Origin of the sequence: Borrelia turcica IST7, assembly GCF_003606285.1 — a bacterium.
GTDB lineage: Bacteria > Spirochaetota > Spirochaetia > Borreliales > Borreliaceae > Borrelia > Borrelia turcica.
The window spans coordinates 279,031-300,559 of sequence record NZ_CP028884.1; the positions used below are offsets into that span (position 1 = coordinate 279,031).

Below are 21,529 nucleotides of genomic sequence, written 5' to 3' on the forward strand. Positions count from 1 at the left end.
ATTCACTCTATTAAAATTAAAAAAAGAAATAAACCACACTTGAGAGAGCAAATAAATAAGCTGAAAAATAATAAGTTTTGCTTCCTTTGAGTATCCTGACAAATAAACTTATTGAAAATAGTCCAATAACAAAAGCAATAACTGCTCCTAAGTTTATTTCAAAAATATTAAAAACCATATTCAAAGCAAATAACTCCTTTCGCTTCAAAAATAAACCCCCAAATACAATAGGAATCAAAGATAAAAATGAAATCTCGCATGCTTTTGGCCTGCTAAATCCAAGAAAAATTGAGGCAAAAATTGTAATTCCTGAACGAGAAATACCTGGCATTGCACCAATTCCCTGCATCACCCCAATAAAAATCCCTGAAAAGAGAACATTATTTTTAAAGTCAAAAATCAAAAGCCTAGATTCAAGTAATAACAATAAAATACCCGTTAAAACAAAGTTCAGTAAAACTATATTAAGAGTAAATATTCCTTCAAATGTTCCTATAAAAATACCAATAAACGCTGTGATAAAAGTAATCGTTAATATAAGTAATATTACCTTCAAATTCTCTAAATCCAATACAGTATTTTTTCTTAAAAAAAATCTTACTAAACTTAGACAAAGCTCTAATATTCGCCCTCGATAATAAATCATTACAACCAAAGCAGTTGCAAAGTGCAAATAAATATCAAATACTATTGGAATTTCAAGACCCATGAACTTTTTTAAAAGTAATAAATGGCCTGAACTAGATATAGGCAAAAACTCAGTAATTCCTTGTATAATTCCTAAAATAATAATCTTAAAAAGATTAACCATTAGTTCTCAACAATCTAGGCTCCCTTAGGAAATTTACCCACAATATACTCTACCACAGAATCTATGCCTTTACCCTCATATAAAGCATCATACAATACAGAATAAACTAATATTTTCTTAACATAATTCCTAGTTTGACCAAATGGGATTGCCTCAATGAAAAGTTCCTTAGGCATATGTCCATAAGCTTGGTCCCACTTACGCACATTGCCAATACCAGCATTATAAGATGCAAGAGCCTTATAAACATCTCCTATTGTTCCTATTCTTTTTTTTAAATAATAAGTTCCTATAATCACATTATCTTTTGGTTGCTTCAAATCATAATCATAGTATTTAATCTCTCTAGATATATCAACTGCCGTTGAAGGCATAACTTGCATAAGTCCAACAGCACCAGGCCTAGATACAGCATCTCTTTTAAAACTACTCTCGGCCTTTATTAAAGAGAAAACAAGACTAGACTCAAGCATTCGTCTCTTTGACCAATATTTCACCAAAGAACTATATAAATAAGGATAAAGACGCTTATAATCATCTCTATTTAAAGCTGAATTATCTTGCTTTACAAGATAATTAATAACAAGTGTAGCTTCATAATAATATTCATGCCTTATAAGCTCATCATAAAGCTCACGGTAAAAATTAGGTGAAAATCTATACCCATTCTTAAAATCATCCGCAACAAAAGCGCCAACATAAGCATGCAGATTAAATCTCAAAAAGCCCTCTAGGAAACTTTCATAATCAGACTGCTCATAATCAATATCTAAATTATTTTCAAAAAAATCATCAATGTTTTGATCCAATAAATATTTGCTCATAAAAGAAGAATAAGACGCCTTGTTATATTGAATCGAAGATCGTAAGAGCTCGCCATACTCACTCTCTGATTTAGCCTTAATCAATTTATGATATATAAGTCTTGCATTAATAAAGGCAAGCCTAGATAAAACAACACCATCAAGTACACCTTTACCATTACGATAGAGCGCATATAAATTATCATAATCCTCAAGTTGAATAGCCTCTAAAATATATTCATCCAATATCCTAATAAATACAGGATTACTGCTATCTCTATTCGTATAAAATCTAGCTATGTTTTGTGAAAAATAATTCCTCGCATTCTGCGTAAATATCAAATTGCTAAAAATCTCATTAAGCATTTCAAGCCTATAAGATTTATTTTCTAAAGAACTATTTTCTATATACCCAACTATACTATGCAACCCATTTGCCGTTTTTAATCTTAAGTTTATAAGTCCCAAATAGTATTCCTTATAAACACTATTCAAATTACTAAAAAAAGATAACGCCTTGCCTATGCGCCCTGAAGCCAAAAAAACCTTATAAACATCATTTAAAAATACAAAATTATTATAATATTCCTTAAAATCATTACTTAATGTATTTATTGCACTCTCTAGTTTCCCATTAGCAACTAGGGCTTTAAACCTAACAAGATTTAAAAAACTCTTACTCAGGCGTCCAAATCTCTCATCCAAAATAAGATAATCATGAGCCCTTACATGTAAATAACCTGCCGGCAAATCCTCAAATAACTTTCTAAAATAAACCAATGATTCATTAATATCCGCAATATTAAAATAAAGAACAGCTTTAAATAAAATATTCTCATTCAGCTGAGATTCTAAAAAATTCATTTTATCCAGTTTATTTAAAACTAAAAGAGCCTCATCATTCTTTTTTTGCCAATAAAGACTTTTAAAATATCCCAATACAACATACTTATTGTCTTCATATTTTTTGTAAAGCTTCCGTCCAATAAGTTCAGCCTCATAATATTCTCTTCTTGCATTATGGTATTCCAGAAGCCTAACACCAGCAAATTGTGATACAATATCATTACCAGTCTCTATTGCTTTAAGCATATATTCCCTAAATTTTTCTTCATATCCTATTTTCCTAAAAAGATAGGCAACATACACATACGAACTTGAATCTATACCAAAATATTCATCAAAATTTTGTTTCTCATAATCAAAATTCCATAACCAGTTTAAATGATTTAAATCAAAATGATCCAAATTCCTCTGTACCACACTTCCATTCAAAGATTTTCTTTCAAAAGAACAAGATAATAAACTTAATAACAAAAAAATAAAAACAGATTTACTGAATAAAAAAAATACTTTCTTAAACATAATCACTTCTTTCATGCTTTTTAACTTTTTCTTCCTCACATACATAATGATAAGAAATTTTCAAATTTCTAGGATTTAAAACTTTAGAAAAAATCAAAAATAATGAAAAAAATATCAACAGAAATAAAGAAATAAGACTTAAATAAAGCATAAAGGTTTGCATAAAACCTTCCTTTGAATCTGAATCTAACTGATCATCCTCAATACCCATACCCAAGCCTTTGCTAGTATCTAAAACAACATCATCAGCCGGTCTATCTCCCAACCCTTTATCAATATCTGCAATAATATCATCAACACTCAAATCATCAGAATAAGAATCTTTAAAACTGGCTACATTAACACTACTAAAATCAATATCTTCATCCTCAATGAATTTCATAACATTATTATCAGAATCAAAACTAACATCACTAGCTTCAGAGGGAAAATCATCTAAACCAGACCCATCTCTTTCTACATTATCCCCATCATTAACAAAATTAAGAAGCTCCCTACCCACCTCATCATTCCCATTCTCAAAGGTGTCTCTATTAAGATTATCATCCACCTCTTCTAAATTAAGGTTAGAATCAAAATCTAAAGCACTAAATGTGTCCTCACCTTTGTCTAATGAATTAGATATATCTAAATTACCCTCATTAACAAAACTCTCTTCACTTAAAGAATTTAAGTCCTCTGTATTAGGCAAATCATCAACATCATCTAAGATATCCAAGGAAGAATTATCTTTATCTTGCTCAAAATCACTGTTTAAATTTTCAGCAGAGATATCCTCAAACTCTAAATCACCAGAACCAGAAACAAGTACATCTTCAACTTGACTATCCTCAACAGAATCACTAAGCTCAACCGAATCTACATCAAGATTAACCAAGCTCAAATCAAACTTAGATTTACTCTCAATCCCATCACACTCACCATAAACATAAAGCATCGTAGAATCCATTCTAAAATAAACATTTATATCCGAACTTTCTTCTTTAAGATTATCTAAGAAAAAAGACCCGACAAGAACAGGATTAGAAAAATCTTCAGCCTTACTAATGTAAAAATCCAACTTCACATTAGTTTCATCTACAAGCTTACCCAATACCACTTTTTTTACAGAACTATCTTCCAAGTCCAAAACTGAAAAATACTCTTTATTAGAAAGCCTTATTGCTAAAAACCCTTTCAAGAATTCCAACCTTTTTGTTTTTTTACAAAAACAAATTTATGAATAATAATTATAATATAATATAAGTTGAATTATATTCAACTTATATCTAGTTTTTATTCAAAATAAAAACACTTTGATTATGTTTTATATTTTTCATATGATATTACTAAATATAAGTTTAGGAGAAATTTAGGTGTTACCATTATTCATAATAGTTTCCTCATTTACAGTATCTTTTTTGGTATTTTTATTTTTCAAGCTTGCAATAAAAACTACACAAATAAGAGAAAAAGGTATACATGATAACAAGTCAGATAGAACAAAAAAATTAATAGAAAAAGCTATGAATATGCTCAAAACAAATCCAAATGAAATAAGAGCTCTTCAAACTTTAAACAATTATTATTATGACAATAAAGATTCTGAGAATGGAATTAAATATGCTAAAAAATTATGTCAACTTATAGAAAAAAATCCTATAAGCCAAGATATAGACTCTCTTAAAGCTTTTTTAAGCTACGGTTTTTATAATCTTGAGAGAAATTTTAATAGAGAAGCATTAGAGTTCCTTAAAAAGGCCTATGCAATAAAAAAGAATGATACAGATGTTAACTATTATCTTGGAATAGCTTTCCTCAGAAACGACTATTACAAAGAAGCTCTCCATTATCTCACAAAAATATACAAATTTGATAAAAATAATCATCAAGCTTTAAAATACATAGGAATAGTTCTTTTTCATATGGAAAATTATCATAAAGCCGTTGGGATATTTAATAACATAAAAAATTACATACAAAATGATGTCAATGCTCTTTTAATTTATGCTAAATGCCTATCTCAACTCAATCAAGATCGCCTTGCTCTTGAAATTGCAGATAAACTAAAACACAGAGACGGAATGACATACGAATCTCTTTTAATTGAGTGTGAAATTCATGCAAAAAATAATAACCTGGAAAACTTAGAAGAAAATGTTAAAGAACTAATTAAAGTAAAACCTGATTTGCCTAAAAAAATATTCCTTGAACTCTTTTATAAACTAGGTGAGCTTTACATAGAATCTGAAAACTATCAAAAAGCAACCGATGTTTTTATTCAAGTTGAAAGAGTAGACTCAAACTATAAAAAAATCAACGAAAAACTAGAATTTAGTAGAAGGCTAAGCGAAAATCTATCACTTAGAACATATCTTAAAAGTTCAAAAGAAAAATTTGAAAAATTAGCTAGTGAAATTATCCTTAAACTTTATAAAAATAAGTTCCAAATAAGAGACGCAAAGACAAATGAAGTAACTTCTCAATTTATAGACATAAATTTTCAACTTGCAAATAATCAATGGGAAGAAAATTTAATAGTCCGATTTGTTAGGACAGAACAAGAGATTCTAGGAGAATTATTTTTAAAAGATCTTATTTCAAAAACTAAAGAAAATAAATTAAAAGGACTCTGCATAGCACCAGCCATATTTTCTGCTAAAGCTAAACAAATAATTGAAGGTAGATTAATTGACCTAGTAGAAGGGAAAAAACTAATACAAATATTAAAAAAAGTGAATATATCAAAGTATCACTAATCTATCTAAGATACTTCATAGGATTTTCTGTTTTTCCATTTTTAAAAATAGTGAAATGTAAATGATTTCCCGTGCTATACCCTGTGCTCCCCATATGTCCTATCACTTGTCCCCTTGAAACTCTTTGACCAACTTTAACCGCAAAAGAACCTAAATGAGCATAAAGAGTCTGAAAGCCATGATTATGCGAGATAACAATATATTTTCCATACCCTCCCGCATTAAACCCAGTTGTTACTACAATGCCCTCCTTTGCTGCCACAATGGGTGTATTAGCCGCATTTGCAATATCAATCCCATTATGAAAACTAATAACCCTAGTAAAGGGATCCGGACGATATCCATAACCAGAGGTAATAACTCCTTGAGTTGGAAAAAGAAAAGTTTCTCCCAAAGCATCTCTAAGTGTCTCCTTAGGCATTCTCCCTCCCGGAATAAAGAGCTTTTGACCTAAAGAGAGTACCTCATTATCAAGATTGTTAGCATCAAGAATATCTACTTTGCTAGTGTTATATTTCTTTGCAATTGATGATAAAGAATCATTCCTCTCAACAGTATAAAGAATTCCTTTCATATTAGGCACATTAATTACTAAATTAGGCCTAATATTCCTTACATCTTTAATATTATTGTAAGAGATTAAAGTTTCACTTGTTATGTTATACCTAGAGGCAACATGAGAAAGTGTTTCTCCTGGTTTAATTTTGTGCTCAACAACTTTTAAAATCAAAGGCTTTTTTAATCCTTCATAGTTATCTCCATTTGCTGCAAATATGTCATTATTGATCTGATTGAAATCTTGATCGCTATAGTATAAAAAAGTATCAATAAAATAATCCTTGGGAAAACTAAGTCTATTTAGAAAAATATAGGAACCGTAATACGAAAAAATATCTAAATAAAAGACTAAAATTAAAACAAAGATTAAGGCATTCAATCTAAAAATAAAATTAAACCCAAGACTAACACTAAAAGGATTTTCCAGCTTAAGTCCAACATGTTTATAAGAATATTGATATTTATAACGCTTAATATTTATTGTTCTATACTTAACTAAATTGAAAAATAATTTAATTATATAAAAAGGTTTTTTAAAAAAATTCATAAATCGAAAAGATTTATTACTTTTCTTTCTACTCAGATTGGCAATATTACTAAAATCTTTTAATTCAAAATCACCTTTAGTGGTTTTACTAAACAAAAAATTTTTATTTCTTTTCCCTAGATTCTGTCCCTTTTTTGGTATAATCATAATATGCCTTATTATACACTAGAAATATCTATTTCTTAAAAAGCATTTAATGGAAATTCTTAAAACTATAATAAAAATATATAAACACCAGATAGCCTCTATTATGCTAGCTCTATTATTATTGTTAATAATTATTAAATTGCCTCTATCCTTTTACCTAGTCAAAGGTTCTTCAATGTTGCCTATACTTATAGAAAAAAATTGGATAATAAGTAACAACTTAGCATATGGAATAAAACTAGGCAACAGAGGAAAATACATGGTTCTATGGAATACACCTAAAAAAAACGATATGGTAATTATTAAAGATCCCATAACAAGGAAAGCGTCAGTTAAAAAAATTTTCGCTATACCAGGAGAACCCTTCACAAGAGTACAAAAAAATATAATAAGTATTGATAATTTAAATTTCAATATAAAAGAAAAACATTTGGACATGTTAAAGAATACATCAATTCCAAAAAATTATTACCTAGTTATAGGAGAAAATAAACAAGTTTCCCTTGACTCCAGAGAGTATGGATTTATAAATATAAATAGCATAATTGGTAAAATAATATATAGACTATAATAAGTAGTAACCCATAAAACTAATCATCTAGCATTGTATCAGAATCAATCTCTTCAAAAGCAATAATACCTTCCTTTCCCTGTACGCTACTATTATAAGAACTAGTTATCCTTATTTCAATGGATTTAGAAATATTAGTATCTAAATCCATTGCAGCAACATTTAAGATACCACTCTCATTTAAACTAAAAAGTATCTCTATCTTTGGAATACCCCTTGAAGCTTTTTGTATATTGCTAAAGAAAAATCTACCTATAGAATAATTTAAAGAAGACTTTCTATGTTCTCCCTGCAGTACATGTATTTCAATCTCTTCTTGACAATCATTAGTTGTTGTAAAAATTCTTCTCTCACAAGCTGGCAACGGAGTATTTCTCTTAATTAAAGTAAAAAATCCATCGTTGCAAGTCTCAATTCCAAGAGAATAAGGTGTTACATCTTTAAAATTAATAAGAGCATTATTATTTAACAAACTAAAAGCTTGAATACTTGCCCCACTTGAGACAACCTCATCTTGATTTAAAGAATCTAAAACCTCAATTTTAGGAAAAGCTTCCCTTAATCTCTGCTTAACCAAAGGAATCCTAGTTGAACCTCCTGAAAGTACTATTTTTGAAATACTCTCAGGGTTAACCCCTGAATCAGAAATGCAATCATTAGTAAGATTAATGGTTTTGTCTATGAATTCATTAATCATAGACTCAAAATCATCTCTTTTAAGTTTATATTCTAAATGTTCACCATTAAGAAAAGGCAATACAATACTAACTTCATTCATAATAGATAAATTCTTTTTAGCTTCTTCAATTCTGTCTCTTATTTGCTCGAGAAGAACAACATCATCCAAATTAATATCAGGATATTTTGTTCTAAAACTATTTAAAACATCTCTTTCTATTTTTTCGTTAAAATTATTTCCGCCAAGCCTATTTTCACCCTTAATTGATAGAACAGTATAAGTATCATCCTGTTTTTCTAAAAGAGTAACATCAAAAGTACCACCACCAAGATCATAAACAAGAAACGACCCTTCTACTTGCTTTTCAAAAGCATAAGATATAGCAGCTGCTGTTGGCTCATTAAGTATTGCTCTACAATGCAAACCTGCAAGACTTGCAGCTTCTACTATGCCTCTTCTTTGCACTTCAGAAAAATAAGCAGGTACCGTTATTACAGCATCACTTACTTCTTCTTCTAAAAATTTCTCAGCATTTTTTTTAATATGTAAAAGCAAATAAGAAGCAATATCCTCAGCTCTATATAAACCACTGCCTACCTTATAAGAAATTCCAGTACCTATATTAACTTTAAAATTATAAAAAGTTTTATCCGGATTCACCAATATCTGATATTTAGCAGGACTGCCAACAATAATACCAGAATCTGTAAAAGATACAACAGAAGGCGTCATTCTTTCCCCTCTATCATTTAATATCACTCTAGAAGTAGTGTCAAAATAAGACACTACCGTATTTGTAGTCCCAAAATCTATCCCTATCCACTTTTTCATCAACTACCCCTATGAATTGAAATAATCAACTCAATTTCTCCCAAATCTAATTTCAACTTCTTAGAAATAATTTCCAAAGACATCCCCTGTTCATAAAGTGAAATAACTTGTTGGCGAATATCATATCCTTCCTTTATTATATTTTTCTCAATAGTAGGTATTGAATAATCTAAATTATTTTTATAAACACTAGAGTCACCTTTAGTGCCAAAATTATTATTTCCCATTGACATCGAATTAGAATTAAATCCTAATAATCTCTGATCTAGTATTTCGATCCTCTCATCAACTTCTTTAATAATCCTATTTAAACTCTCAATTTTTATCTCAATAATATTTATATTACGATCCGTGGCTTGATTAATCTCAATAATAGTTTTATCTACCTCACTTCTAAATTTCCTAAGTATGCTATTAGACTTTATCTTTAAACTAATATAAACATGAAAATATATAAAAATAAATATAATCAATATAAAACAAAAAACCATCAACATGTAAAATACTCTAAACTATCTTTCAATATCAACTTTTCTTCCTATTTTTGGGTCGTTAAACTTAACATCATATACACCATCTGTATCTTTCTCATGACTCTTGCTCTTTGATAATACAGTAAAATTTATATTGTCATCCTTTATCTCATTAGTAGGATATATACTATTTACTTCAGAATCAACATGATAACTCTTATTTGGATTTAAACTTAAATCTTTATCTTCTCTTATCTTTTTTTTCCTTAAATCTTCATTTGAAATTTCACTAACCTTAAAAGCACTCTGTGTAATTACCTTTGCAACTTCAGATGCACCATTAATATCCATAAAGCACCTCCTTAATTTTAAACCTATCTAAGGTTTAAAAGGAACATAAGCTACCATCTTAATAACATTATCATCCTCTTCAAAAGTTACATTATTATAATCTCTTGATAGCTCATAATAAACATCTTTAATATAAATTTTAACTCCTGCATAAGCTATGTGCTCAACAAAAATTTTACCATCTACCTTACTTTCTTCAAGCTCCTCTTGCAAGCTTTCTTGCTTGCTTTTTACCATCTTTATTTCCAAAATCAAAACCTTTTTCTCATTAATAAGCTCATTACAACTGTCAACTTTTAAAGATTTTTCCGCCTTATCAGTAGTAACTAAAATACTCTTCTTTAAAACAGAAATATCCTTTATCACAACATCTAATCTCTTCTCAATTTTTACAAGATATTTAGTAAATTTAGATAGCAAATCTTTTACCTCAGGATCATACCCAACAGCAACAGAAGTTTCCGCATTACCCTCAGACCCAATAGAATAAGCTCTAATCTCTTCTCTAGCATGAATAACAGAGCCCACTATCTTAGATTTCTTTCCAATACATAAAACTTTCTTTTTACAAGATATAAAAGAATTAACAATTCCTCTTACAACCTCAATATCACCTTCACTTCTTATATTAACATTTTCTAAAAATTTAGCCTTAATTCCTCTCTTCGAATAAATCTCTGAACCACCTTTTCCATTAGCACCACTACTTAAAATAAGAAGTCCATCTGTTCTTAAATTACATCTACCAACAAGCCCACTTATTTCTATTCCACCCTTAGCCATAATGTTATATCCATCCAAAACACTTCCCTTAACAAGAACCATACCATTATTTATTATATTCCCAGTACCAGGACCAACATCACCCTCAACAACATAAACATCATGAACAGTAATCACTCCACCCACAACAGACATATATCCACCACATTTTGCAATAATTTTGTTTCCTTCTCGTCTAGTATTTTCTCCCAGAGTAAATTCCAATTCACTACCATCTTCTGCTTCTAATATTTTTCCAAAAACAGTATATCCATCAATACCCTTTGAAAAGGGAATAATTTCCGCCAATTCATCCCCTTCATTAACATTCTTAAATCCAACACTTAAAGTACCAGACTCACCAGAATGTTTATTATCAACAATAAATTCAACATAAGAATCTCTTCCCCTAATAGGATTTGCTCCTCTTGCCATCTCGACTGGTTCACCGTAAATAGGAAAATCTACAAACTCTTCTATTCTATCTTTAAGGAATGCTCTCTCTGATATCCCATACTTTTTAAGAATATTAAAAATATCTTTGTCTAATATCTCATAACCATTAACCCCAGGACTAGTAAATTCAATAGTCACTGACATTGAATCCTCTGATATTTGAACCATCATAGTTACACTCTCAGAAGGATCAGCCTCAAAATCACCTATTCGCTCATACTTACCATTAGCATTCTCAACTAAAGACCGAATAAAATCCTTATTCATATCTTCAATGTTACTCTCCAAATGTAAACTATTAATTACATCTTCAAAATTAACAGCATTACCTTGTCCCTTAGGTGCCACAACTTTTAAAAATATGCCCTTTGCAGCTTTCCTGATAAAAAATGCGCCATCCACTGATAAAATTTCTTCTTCTCTTTCCCCTGTACCCAAAACATCAGAAACACCAAGCTTTGTATAAGAATTTTTATAAGCAATTATTCTCCATTTTTTCTTACCATATCCAAATATTCCATTAGATCCTCGTGTCAAAATCTCATAATCTAAATCTTTATAAGGAATTGAAAGCTCTAAAGAAGCATCATTTAAAGCCTCCTCAAGGGTATCTGCTTCTATCTCTATTAGATTGATATTATTCTCTTTTTCTAAATAATCTTTCATCTTATTACAAAAATCAGAAAAATTGACACTATTAGGCATATTTACTCCTTCTTATTAATTAAGGTTTTAATAGCTTCAGCAACAATTTTTGGATCATTTGCTTCAACATATGAAAGTTGACTCGATCGTTTATCACTAAACTGAATATTACTACTAGGCTTACTATCCTTATGCTCTATATTGTGTTTCTTAAATTCTTCCATAAACTGAAAATCATTATTACTCTCACCCTTCTTAGCAATAGTAGCGTTGTCAGCCAAAGAGTTCATATCAACCTCTCTAGTTTCATACTTTTCACCCTTATTATATTTATTATTTTCTTTTTTACTACTAAATCTTATCTCTTTAAAAAGATCATACAAATATTTTTTATATATAAATTCTATCAAAAGACCAATAAAGAAAAAAAATATAAATTGAACGAATGCTCTAAACAATATTGTAAAAAAATATACATGTGAGACCAGCCCAAGAATAACTGAAATAATAAATGCAAGTGCACTAAACAATAAGACATATCTAATTTCTTTACCAAACAACATATTATCTTTCCATGCCAAAAAATTTAGATATAAACCCTATTACGCCCCTTCTTTTCTTATTATCCAAAGAAACTTCTTCAAGGGTAGCTACAATAGAATCAAGGCAATAACTAGCCTTACTATTAGGACTTAATAAAATAAAAGGCCTTTGTTTAAAAACAGAATTTCTAATATTCTGATCTTCATAAACATACCCTAAATAATCAATATTTAAATTTAAAAACTGACTTGATATATCAATAACCTTCTTAGCAACTACCTTCCCTTCACTTACATTAGCAACCCTATTAACAATAAGTCTCAAATTCTTTAAATTTTCCATTCTGTGGGCTAAAACCTTAATTATACCATAAGCATCTGTTATAGAAGTAGGCTCTGGAGTTGTAACAATAACTACATCATCACTAGAAAATAAAAATGAAATAACTTGTCTTGAAATTCCTGCGCTAGTATCTATGATCACTATATCATACTCATAAACCTTTAATAGCTCCTTTATAAATTGGTTCATCTCCGCGTCTGAAAGATCTAAAAGTTCTGTTGTTCCAGAAGCACCTGCCAAAAGATCTATATTATATTCTGTTTTTGTTATAACTTCTTTAATATCTCTACCCTGCATAATCATATGATAAATACTGTACTTTGGAATAACACCAAGCAAAATATTTATGTTAGCCATCCCAATATCGGCATCAAATATTAAAACCTTCTTCCCAAGACTTGAATATTTAAGGGCAAGCCCCACAGCAATATTACTCTTACCAACCCCACCCTTACCACTAGTAATAGCAATAAATCTAGTTCTACTATTTTGAATTTTATCATCAATAACAAAATTAGCCTTATTATTCAATCTCATAATATCTCGTAAACTTTGAGCCTGATCTTCCATTTTATATTATCCTCAATAATAAGATTTACTCTTGATCCTTCGAATGAATTCAACATCGTCACTTATTCTGTATCCATTTATCTTCTTTATAAAAGTAAGTGGTTCTGCCACACTAATGTTATGAGGTACAACTTGCCCATCAGTGATATAAGAAACTTCCTTTCTCATTTCATGAATCAAACTTATTAAATTTCCAACACATGTTGTCTCATCTAGTTTCGTAAAAATCACAGTCTTATAATTAAAAGGAGAAAACTGATGAAATATTTCCTTAATGTCCGATGTTTTTGTAGTAGAACTTACGGCCAAATGAAATTCAGCATCACGACCACAAGCATTCAGAAGTTCTTTCATCTCAGCAAGTTTCATAAAATCCTTAGGACTTTTGCCAATAGTATCAATAAGAACAAGATCAAAATCTTTTGACTGTGTAATCTCTTCCTTTAAATCCTTAAAAGACTCAATTGCCTTAACGGGAATTCCCATAATATCACCATAAGTTTGAATTTGCTTCTTAGCCCCTATACGATAATTATCAATAGTAATAATCTTAATATTTAAGTTCTTATTGTCACCATTGATTCCATAAATTGCCGCAAGCTTTGCAATTGTGGTTGTCTTCCCTACTCCCGTTGGACCTACTAGAATAAAAATCCTCTTTTTAAGATTATCAATAATAGAACCTGAGCATTTAATAGTCTCAGCAATATATACCACAACACTATCCCTAACTTTATCATAATCATCAAGACCTGACAAACTAAACTCTTTCTTAATAAAATCATTAACATCTCTTATGTAATTTTCAGAAAAATCATTATCACGCAAAATGTCTTCTATTTTCAAGATTGTTGGATGATTAATTTCTTCTTTCTTATGTGCAAGCTCATTCTTAAGAGATTTAACCTCCTTAAGTACATCTTCAATTGAAGAACTCTCTTGTTTTTTTATACTTTGAAGAATTTTACGTTTTTCCTCTTCAACATTTATTTGCTGTTGTCCAATGTCATATCTAACATAACCTGAAACCTCAATCCAATCCTTACTAAATAAGCCAAAGATACCCCCATGAGATATGGTCTTATAAGTCATGACTCTAGCATTTTTTCCATATTTCTTCTTAATTATTTCTATGACCTCATTATAGGTTGGTCCTCTTTCTGTAAAATATTGAACCATTATTCTTCAACCTCTACTGTCTTAAGCACATTAACTTTAACATTTTTGGGCACTTCTAGCACAGAAATAACAACAATATCTGAAAGATCTCTACTCATTAGCACCCTTATTACAGGTCGTGCAGACTCACTTGACAACACAACAGGATAATAACCTTGAGTTTGTACCTCATTTATAAGTTTAAAAAGCTCATAAACAAATTTTGCCTTCAAATTGGGCTCAAGAGAACTTATAAGATCATTATTAGACTCAAACCTTGATTCAATTATTTTTTGCTCAAATTCTGGATTTATTGTTATTACATTAAGTTCCAAGTTAGAGTCTAAATATCCACTAACTATTTGTCTTCCAATTGCTTGTCTGCATTTTTCAATTAAAAAGAATATATCTTTAGTAATACTTGTAAAGTCTGCTATTGTTTCAAAAATTGTAACTAAATTACGAATTGAAACTTGTTCCCTTAAAAGTCCTTGAAGTACTCTTTGAATCTCTCCAACTGAAAAATCCTTTAAAACTTCTTCAACAATTGCCCCATAGTCTTTCTTAAATACATCAAGAATATTTTGGACATCTTGACGAGTTAAGATTTCAGAAGCATGCCTCTTAATAAGTTCTGTCATATGAGTAGCAATAATAGAAGGTGGATCAACTACAGTATAACCTAACTTTTCAGCCATTTCTCTTCCCTCATCATTCACCCAAAGAGATGGAAGTCCAAATGAAGGATCTTTTGTAAGATCTCCCTGTATACCAGAATCAGCACCTACATTGATAACCAAAAACTTACCAAGCTTAATCTCCCCGTGTCCAATCTCAACCCCTCTAAGTTTAAATGAATATTCATTAGACTTAAGGCGCATATTATCTACTATTCTAATCTTAGGTACAACTATTCCAAATTCAAGTGCAATCTCACGGCGTATTTTTACGATACGGTCAAGTAATTCTGAAGTTTTTGTATCATCTACAATTGGAACAAGATTGTATCCAATCTCTAAAGATAATGGATCTAGTGGAACAACAGGAGCAACTTCTCTTTCAGCATAACTTGATATTTTATCTTCCTCTGCCTTTTGTCTCTCATAAAATTCTTTATTCTTAATTAAATTAGAAAGTGAATAAGCTAAAAATGCTATTACTAAACTTAACAAAATTAGTATTAATGTAGGAAATCCTGGAAGAAACGCCAAAAACAATAAAAATCCAGATACAATCCAATAAATTCCCGAATAAGAGGTAAATTGTTCAATAATTTCCCCTCCAAAACTATTCTTAGCTATGGACCTTGTAACAATAAGTCCTGTTGCTGTTGAAATTAATAGTGCCGGAAGCTGTGACACAAGTCCATCTCCAACAGTTAATGACACATAATTATTAATGGCATCGTTAAAATTAAGACCTTGTAGAGTAACACCTATTAAGAGTCCTCCAATAATGTTTATAAGAGTTATTAAAAGCCCAACCTTTACATTCCCTGAAACAAACTTAGAAGCACCGTCCATAGCCCCATAAAAATTTACTTCTGCCTGTAAATCATTTTTCTGTCTTGTAGCTTCCTCTTCCGTTAAATTTCCAGAACTATATGCAGAATCAATAGCCATCTGTTTTCCAGGAAGAGCATCAAGCGCAAAACGAGCAGCTACCTCAGCAACCCTTGTAGCACCCTTAGTGATAACAATAAATTGAACTGCAATTATAATAAGGAATATGATAAATCCAACAACAAGACCCTGAGTCCCAGTACTTCCAACAACAAATGTTCCAAAAGCTCTTATCATCTGACCATCGAAACTCACTCCCTTTGTCAAAATTAATCTAGTAGAAGAAATATTTAAAACAAGGCCAAAAATAGTCATAACAAGCAAAAGTGTTGGAAAAACAGAAAAATCAAGTGAACGCTTAGAATAAAGAACAATAAGGATAATTAAAAGACTCACTACCAAATTAACCGCAATCAAAGCATCTAAAATAAATGCAGGAAGTGGTAAAATAAAACCAGCAACAATAAGTATTAAACCAATTGAAACTATTAAGTCCGACTTATTAGCCAACCCCAAATATCCTAATACAGTATTCCTTCTAGCATCCAACAACTCAACCTCTACTTAAATTTTTAGTAATAGAATATACTTTTACAAGAATTTTTGAAACAATCTCCCAATATTCTCTTGGAATCTCCTCATTAACTTTAACATTAGCATAAAGAGCTCTAGCAAGTGTTTTATTCTCTACCACAGGAATATTATTATCTCTAGCAATTTGCTTAATTATAAATGCAATCTCATCCTGTCCCTTTGCAAGCACCTTAGGTGCTAACATAGTCTTACTATCCCACTTAATAGCAATAGCAAAATGCTCCGGATTAGCAATTACTACATCTGCCTGAGGAACCGTTATCTTTAAATTAGAATTTAAAATATCCCTCATCCTCTCTCTCATCCTAGAACGAAGTAGGGGATCACCTTCCATTTCCTTTCTCTCTTGTTTTACCTCTTCTTTCGTCATTTTCAAATTTTCGATATAACGAGTTCTTTGAAAAGCATAATCCAATATACTAATAACCATTAACACTATTACCGAAAAAAAGCACATTCTATAAGCAAGTCCCAATATAATAGAAATGCCTTCTTCAAGACTATACTCAGATATTCTTGAGATTTTACCTATATTGCTTTTTAGAATAATGTAATATATCAAAAATATTATAACAACTTTTGATAAACTTTTAAACAAATTAAAAAAAGCATCAAATGAACCAAATGAATTCTTTATCCACTTTGAAAAATTCGGGTTTATTCTATCCCACTTAGGAGCTATAGGTTTAAAAGTAACCAGAAAGCCAACTTGAACAACATTAATAAAAAAATTGACCACAAATGATATTAAAAGAAATACAATTATATATCCAAACATTGCTTTAAAATATGCAAAATTTAATGAATAAATACTAATAGACATTATTTCTGGAAGTTTACTGGCTTGCCATCTAAAAACACTCACTAAATCTTGTGCAAAATAAGATAACATAAAGAAAAATACTGTTAATAATATGCAAAGACTAATGGCTGAATTAATTTCATTTGATTTTAATACTTGCCCTTCTTCTCTTGCTTTTTGTTTCTTCTGCTCAGTAGGAAGTTCGGTTCTCCCTTCATCTTCTGAAGCAAAAAAATTAAGGGGAATATACCAATTTTTACCTAAGAATTCTTCCTTAGCACTCATTTTAAAATCCCAGAAAATAAATTTAAAACATTCTGCAGAGATTCTAAAGCAAGCTCAATTACTCTCTTAACAGATATTGTCAAACTTGGAAAACTAACATACAAAATAAGCAGACCTAAGCATAAAGAAACCGAAAAACTAAGCATTAATAAATTCATCTGAGGAGAAGTTTTTGAAAGTATGCCTAAAATCAAATAAAGTAATAACAGTACTCCTAATATAGGCAAAGAAATTACTAAAGCTTTTTCAAAAAGAACGGCAAAAGAATAAAGCATTAATGTAACAAATTCATAATTTCCTACATTAACCAAATTTTCAATTCTAACATTTAAAACAGAATCATGAACTCCTACAAAAAAGAAACGCATCAAAATATCATTTGATAAAAATACAAGTAAAAAAAGATATGTAAATATCTGAGATATTACCAAACTATCTTCCTCTGCAAATACATCAAAAATATTTGCGTAAGCAAGTCCCATTTGATTTGAGAAAAAAAATCCTAACAAATGAAAAACATTAAAAATTATACTCACAAAAAAAGCTTGAATAAGCCCCAAAATGGCTTCTCCTAACAATATCAACACAAATGAAAACAAATTATCTAAAGGATAAACAACATTTATTTTATCTACAAGGATAATAGAAAGAATTAGAGAAAAGAAAAAATTTAAATAACCTACTCTTATGGTTGAAAAGAGAGGAGAAAATCTTAAAAAAAGAAAAATCCTAACAAACACAGGTAAAACAACAAAAGATTTTAAAACTAAAAAATTTATATCCATATTCTAAATTCACAAATTATATATTTTGTATTTGATTAAATACCGCAAAAGTAAACTGCATCAGCTTTTTTAAAATCCAAGGACCAAAAATAACAAGAGTTAAAAGTATTATAATAATTTTAGGAATAAAACTAAGAGTTTGATCTTGAATGGATGTGACTGCTTGAAAAATCGAAATTAAAAGACCAACCACAAGTGCTGTAATCAACATTGGAGCCGAGAGAATAATGATATTCTCAATAGAAATTCTAATTAGATAAATAATTTGACCAGTTGTCATTTAACCCTCACATGAAGCTTTTAATAAGCCCCCCCGTAATTAAAGTCCAACCGTCTACCATGACAAAAAGAATAAGTTTAAATGGCAAAGAGATCATTACAGGAGGCAACATTATCATCCCCATTGCCATTAAGACCGAAGCTACAATAATATCTATCACTATGAATGGCAAAAATATTAAAATTCCCATTTTAAAAGCAACTTTCAATTCGTGCAAAACAAAAGACGCAATCAAAACATGAGTTGGAACCTCACTAAAATTTTTAGGCTTTGCATAATTACTCATACTCATAAATAATCTAATCTCTTCATGTCTACCATTAGACATCTGTTTATACATAAAATTCCTAAGTGGAGCAATTCCTTTATCATAAAATTCATGAAAAGTTATTTTGGAATCCTTAAGGGGTACATACGCATTCTTGTATATTATGTTAAAAGTTGGCCACATTGTAAAAAGAGTTAAGAACAAAGCTAATCCCATTATTACCTGATTTGGAGGAGATTGCTGAAGAGATAACGCTCTTCTTATAAAATCCAATACTATTGCTATTCTTAAAAATGAAGTCATTAAGACCAAGAAAGCTGGAGATAGAGTTATTATAGTCAATATCAATAAAAGCTGTAAAGGAAATACTAAACCCCCACCTGCAGAATTTCCAAAATCAACAAACGGAAAATTTAGGCCAGTAGTAGTCTGCAAAGATTTAGTCTGTGCAAATAAAAAATTTGCAACTCCAAAAAACAAAAAAAGAATTAATTTATTTTTCAAAAACAACCTCTAAAACTTTTTAAGTCTATCTTGCTTACTCTTTAAAGAAGTCTCAATATCTTTTTCTAGGTCAGTATAATCATCCTTATCAAGTGATTCTTCATCTTCTTCCCTACTCTTATGCAACACCTTATTAATTATCGTTTTAAAAGAATTTTCACTACTCAGATCTTTATCCTTAACAAGTTCAAATTCCAAATTGTTTAATTCTTCACCTTGTCTTATTTCTCTTAATAAAACAGAAGAATTAGCAGACACCAAAAATACATAAACATTGCCTAGTATATTAATAATTCTTATGGAATTTTTATTATCTATTTCATAAAAAGCAAGCTCTCTTATAAAATCTAATTTTCTATCATTCTTTACTCTCTTATGATTAAAAATCATTTTCTTAAATAAAAAGATAAAAAAGATAAAAAAAGACAGAAACAATAATATCTTAACTAAATCCGTCATATTGAAAAGAGATATATTTTGTATATCGTCACTATTCAGCTTAGACTCATCATCTCCAAATATAGGTAAATCAGCCTCATTTTCCAGCCCAGAAGAAACAATATCCAAATTAACTTCCTCTCCCTGAGCAAATAAATTTTTAGAAAACAAAAGAAAAATCAAAAACAAAAACTTAAATAAGCACTTAGTCATTTTTAATTTTAATTATTTCAGTAATTCTAACTCCAAAATTCTCATCAATTACAACAACTTCTCCTTTAGCTACCGCCTTTCCATTTACCAAAATATCTACAGGTTCACCCGCAAGCTTATCAAGCGTAATAATCGTACCCTCAGACATACCAAGTATGTCCTTAATCTTTCTCTCCGTTCTACCAAGTTCAACAGTAACTTGCATAGACACATCCATTAAAAGTCCAAAATTACTAGGGTCAACACCTTCTGGCAAGGTATCAATCAAATCAGGAAGCTTAACACCCTTTATTTCAGGCTTTTCTTCTCTAAAATCATTCTCATCTACACCCATAAATTACCTCTTTCCACGAACTTAATAATACTATTTATTATAAACTATTCAATCTCTTCTGTAAGTTCTTTTAATAAATCAAAATCTTTTATATCACCAACCTTCTCCGTAACCTGAACAGAAATCTTATTTCCTACCAGACCCATTCTACATTTAAACTTCTGTTTAGTCCCTACCTTTAAACTCAAATCTTTATTTATTGGAGAATTTTCAAGATTAATAACATCTCCCTTTTCCAAAGACAATATTTCTCTTACCTTTAGTTTAACCTCTCCCATTTCCGCTATTAAAGGCATATTTGTATTTTCAAGTCTTTCTCTTAATGCATCAAGATTCTCACTAGTAGTACCCACTCCAATTAAAGAATGCCAATATCTTGTTGAAAGCTTAGAAACAATAGGCTCTATTGTAATATAAGGCAAGCAAAAGTTCATAAGTCCCTCAACTTTACCTATCTTAACCTCAAGAGTTACCAAAATAATCATCTCTGTTGGAGGCACTATTTGGGCAAACTGAGGATTGACCTCTATATGACCAAACCGAGGCCTAAGGTCAACGACCTGAGACCAAGCTTCTCTCATATTAGCAAGTATACGAATAATAACACTCTCCATTACAGATTGCTCTATTTCCGTCAAGTCTCTACTCTTATCCTTAATAGTATCCCCATCACCACCAAAAAGTCTGTCAACTATTGCAAATGCAATAGTAGGATCAACTTCAAATATAGCAGAACCCTTTAAAGGATCCATATTGATTATCGCTAAAGTAGTAGGATTTGGAATAGACCTAATAAATTCTTCATAAGTCAACTGATCAACTGAAGCCACATGTACATGTACCATTTTCCTTAAAAGAGCAGACAAAGAAGTTGTAGTATACCTTGCAAATGCCTCATGAAAACTTGATACTGTTCTAACTTGTTCTTTTGAAAACTTATCCGGTCTCTTAAAATCATAAATTTTAACCTTCTGTTTCTTGCCCATAGGGCTAGATATAACATTAGAAAGTGTATCATCCGATGATAAACTATCAGATGAATTAATAGACTCTAAAAGACTATCTATATCATCTTGAGACAATGCTCCTGGATTACTCGCCATTAAAATTCCTC

Annotated in this window: 20 protein-coding genes and 1 pseudogene; 2 read left to right on the forward strand and 19 right to left on the reverse strand. The window is 30.1% G+C overall.

All coding sequences use genetic code 11. The features are described 5' to 3' along the window. Nucleotides 1-16: 16 nt before the first annotated feature. From DB313_RS01330 to DB313_RS01340, 3 genes are read right to left on the reverse strand one after another with little or no spacing between them, the layout of a single operon-like run. Entirely contained in the window at nt 17-811 is a 795-nt protein-coding gene (locus tag DB313_RS01330; RefSeq protein ID WP_120104066.1) for an undecaprenyl-diphosphate phosphatase, read from the reverse strand. Nucleotides 812-825: 14 nt separating this feature from the next. Beyond that, nucleotides 826-2,979, reverse strand: a complete 2,154-nt coding sequence (locus tag DB313_RS01335) for a flagellar assembly lytic transglycosylase (RefSeq protein WP_238614507.1) — start codon at nt 2,977-2,979, stop codon at nt 826-828. Further along, nucleotides 2,972-4,159 carry a hypothetical protein gene (locus DB313_RS01340; RefSeq protein WP_238614508.1) on the reverse strand — a complete coding sequence of 396 codons (1,188 nt, stop codon included), beginning with the start codon at nt 4,157-4,159 and terminating at the stop codon, nt 2,972-2,974. The genes DB313_RS01335 and DB313_RS01340 overlap by 8 nt, the downstream gene beginning before the upstream one ends. A 175-nt stretch (nt 4,160-4,334) precedes the next feature. Here DB313_RS01340 and DB313_RS01345 point away from each other — a divergent pair, with 175 nt between their 5' ends. Then, the gene (locus tag DB313_RS01345) at nt 4,335-5,717 is read left to right on the forward strand and encodes a tetratricopeptide repeat protein (protein WP_120104069.1); all 1,383 of its coding nucleotides are present in this window, start codon (nt 4,335-4,337) and stop codon (nt 5,715-5,717) included. A 1-nt stretch (nt 5,718) separates the two neighbouring features. Here the strand turns inward: DB313_RS01345 and DB313_RS01350 are convergent, their stop codons facing one another. Beyond that, complete coding sequence (locus tag DB313_RS01350; protein ID WP_120104070.1) at nt 5,719-6,969, reverse strand: peptidoglycan DD-metalloendopeptidase family protein; 1,251 nt, start codon at nt 6,967-6,969, stop codon at nt 5,719-5,721. 49 nt (nt 6,970-7,018) lie between these two features. Here DB313_RS01350 and lepB point away from each other — a divergent pair, with 49 nt between their 5' ends. Next, complete coding sequence (gene lepB, locus DB313_RS01355; protein ID WP_174220834.1) at nt 7,019-7,540, forward strand: signal peptidase I; 522 nt, start codon at nt 7,019-7,021, stop codon at nt 7,538-7,540. Between the two features lie 19 nt (nt 7,541-7,559). On the opposite strand, the gene DB313_RS01360 is transcribed toward lepB, so the two are convergent. The 15 genes and pseudogenes from DB313_RS01360 to fliM all read right to left on the reverse strand — a co-directional run bounded on the left by DB313_RS01360 (nt 7,560) and on the right by fliM (nt 21,518). Further along, nucleotides 7,560-9,050 carry an Hsp70 family protein gene (locus tag DB313_RS01360; RefSeq protein WP_174220835.1) on the reverse strand — a complete coding sequence of 497 codons (1,491 nt, stop codon included), beginning with the start codon at nt 9,048-9,050 and terminating at the stop codon, nt 7,560-7,562. Next, a pseudogene (locus DB313_RS01365) lies at nt 8,992-9,547 on the reverse strand (DUF6115 domain-containing protein). Before DB313_RS01365 ends, DB313_RS01360 begins: the two are co-directional and overlap by 59 nt. Nucleotides 9,548-9,562: 15 nt before the next feature. Beyond that, the gene (locus DB313_RS01370) at nt 9,563-9,874 is read right to left on the reverse strand and encodes a hypothetical protein (protein WP_120104073.1); all 312 of its coding nucleotides are present in this window, start codon (nt 9,872-9,874) and stop codon (nt 9,563-9,565) included. Nucleotides 9,875-9,901: 27 nt separating this feature from the next. After that, nucleotides 9,902-11,797, reverse strand: a complete 1,896-nt coding sequence (locus DB313_RS01375; protein ID WP_120104074.1) for a FapA family protein — start codon at nt 11,795-11,797, stop codon at nt 9,902-9,904. Nucleotides 11,798-11,799: 2 nt separating this feature from the next. Beyond that, nucleotides 11,800-12,318 carry a hypothetical protein gene (locus DB313_RS01380; RefSeq protein ID WP_161555011.1) on the reverse strand — a complete coding sequence of 173 codons (519 nt, stop codon included), beginning with the start codon at nt 12,316-12,318 and terminating at the stop codon, nt 11,800-11,802. Beyond that, nucleotides 12,302-13,192: a MinD/ParA family protein gene (locus DB313_RS01385; RefSeq protein WP_120104076.1), complete on the reverse strand. Its 891-nt coding sequence runs from the start codon at nt 13,190-13,192 to the stop codon at nt 12,302-12,304. The genes DB313_RS01380 and DB313_RS01385 overlap by 17 nt, the downstream gene beginning before the upstream one ends. Before the next feature lie 12 nt (nt 13,193-13,204). Continuing rightward, the gene (gene flhF / locus DB313_RS01390; protein ID WP_120104077.1) at nt 13,205-14,371 is read right to left on the reverse strand and encodes a flagellar biosynthesis GTPase FlhF; all 1,167 of its coding nucleotides are present in this window, start codon (nt 14,369-14,371) and stop codon (nt 13,205-13,207) included. Continuing rightward, nucleotides 14,371-16,461 (reverse strand): flagellar biosynthesis protein FlhA, encoded by a 2,091-nt coding sequence (flhA, locus tag DB313_RS01395; RefSeq protein ID WP_420808986.1) that lies wholly within the window; start codon nt 16,459-16,461, stop codon nt 14,371-14,373. The genes flhF and flhA overlap by 1 nt, the downstream gene beginning before the upstream one ends. Before the next feature lie 4 nt (nt 16,462-16,465). Beyond that, a complete protein-coding gene (flhB, locus tag DB313_RS01400) occupies nt 16,466-17,593 on the reverse strand; it encodes a flagellar biosynthesis protein FlhB (protein ID WP_120104079.1) in 1,128 nt (375 codons plus the stop codon). Further along, nucleotides 17,590-18,378 (reverse strand): flagellar biosynthetic protein FliR, encoded by a 789-nt coding sequence (gene fliR / locus DB313_RS01405; protein ID WP_120104080.1) that lies wholly within the window; start codon nt 18,376-18,378, stop codon nt 17,590-17,592. The genes flhB and fliR overlap by 4 nt, the downstream gene beginning before the upstream one ends. Nucleotides 18,379-18,394: 16 nt before the next feature. Then, nucleotides 18,395-18,658, reverse strand: coding sequence for a flagellar biosynthesis protein FliQ (gene fliQ, locus DB313_RS01410; RefSeq protein WP_120104081.1), 264 nt, complete (start codon nt 18,656-18,658; stop codon nt 18,395-18,397). 7 nt (nt 18,659-18,665) lie between these two features. Then, nucleotides 18,666-19,430, reverse strand: coding sequence for a flagellar type III secretion system pore protein FliP (gene fliP / locus DB313_RS01415; RefSeq protein ID WP_120104082.1), 765 nt, complete (start codon nt 19,428-19,430; stop codon nt 18,666-18,668). A 9-nt stretch (nt 19,431-19,439) separates the two neighbouring features. Further along, on the reverse strand, nt 19,440-19,997 hold the full coding sequence (locus DB313_RS01420; RefSeq protein WP_238614509.1) for a flagellar biosynthesis protein FliZ: 558 nt from the start codon (nt 19,995-19,997) through the stop codon (nt 19,440-19,442). Nucleotides 19,998-20,073: 76 nt separating this feature from the next. Further along, the gene (gene fliN, locus DB313_RS01425) at nt 20,074-20,415 is read right to left on the reverse strand and encodes a flagellar motor switch protein FliN (protein ID WP_120104084.1); all 342 of its coding nucleotides are present in this window, start codon (nt 20,413-20,415) and stop codon (nt 20,074-20,076) included. 44 nt (nt 20,416-20,459) lie between these two features. Beyond that, nucleotides 20,460-21,518, reverse strand: a complete 1,059-nt coding sequence (gene fliM, locus DB313_RS01430) for a flagellar motor switch protein FliM (protein WP_120104085.1) — start codon at nt 21,516-21,518, stop codon at nt 20,460-20,462. Nucleotides 21,519-21,529 lie beyond the last annotated feature (11 nt).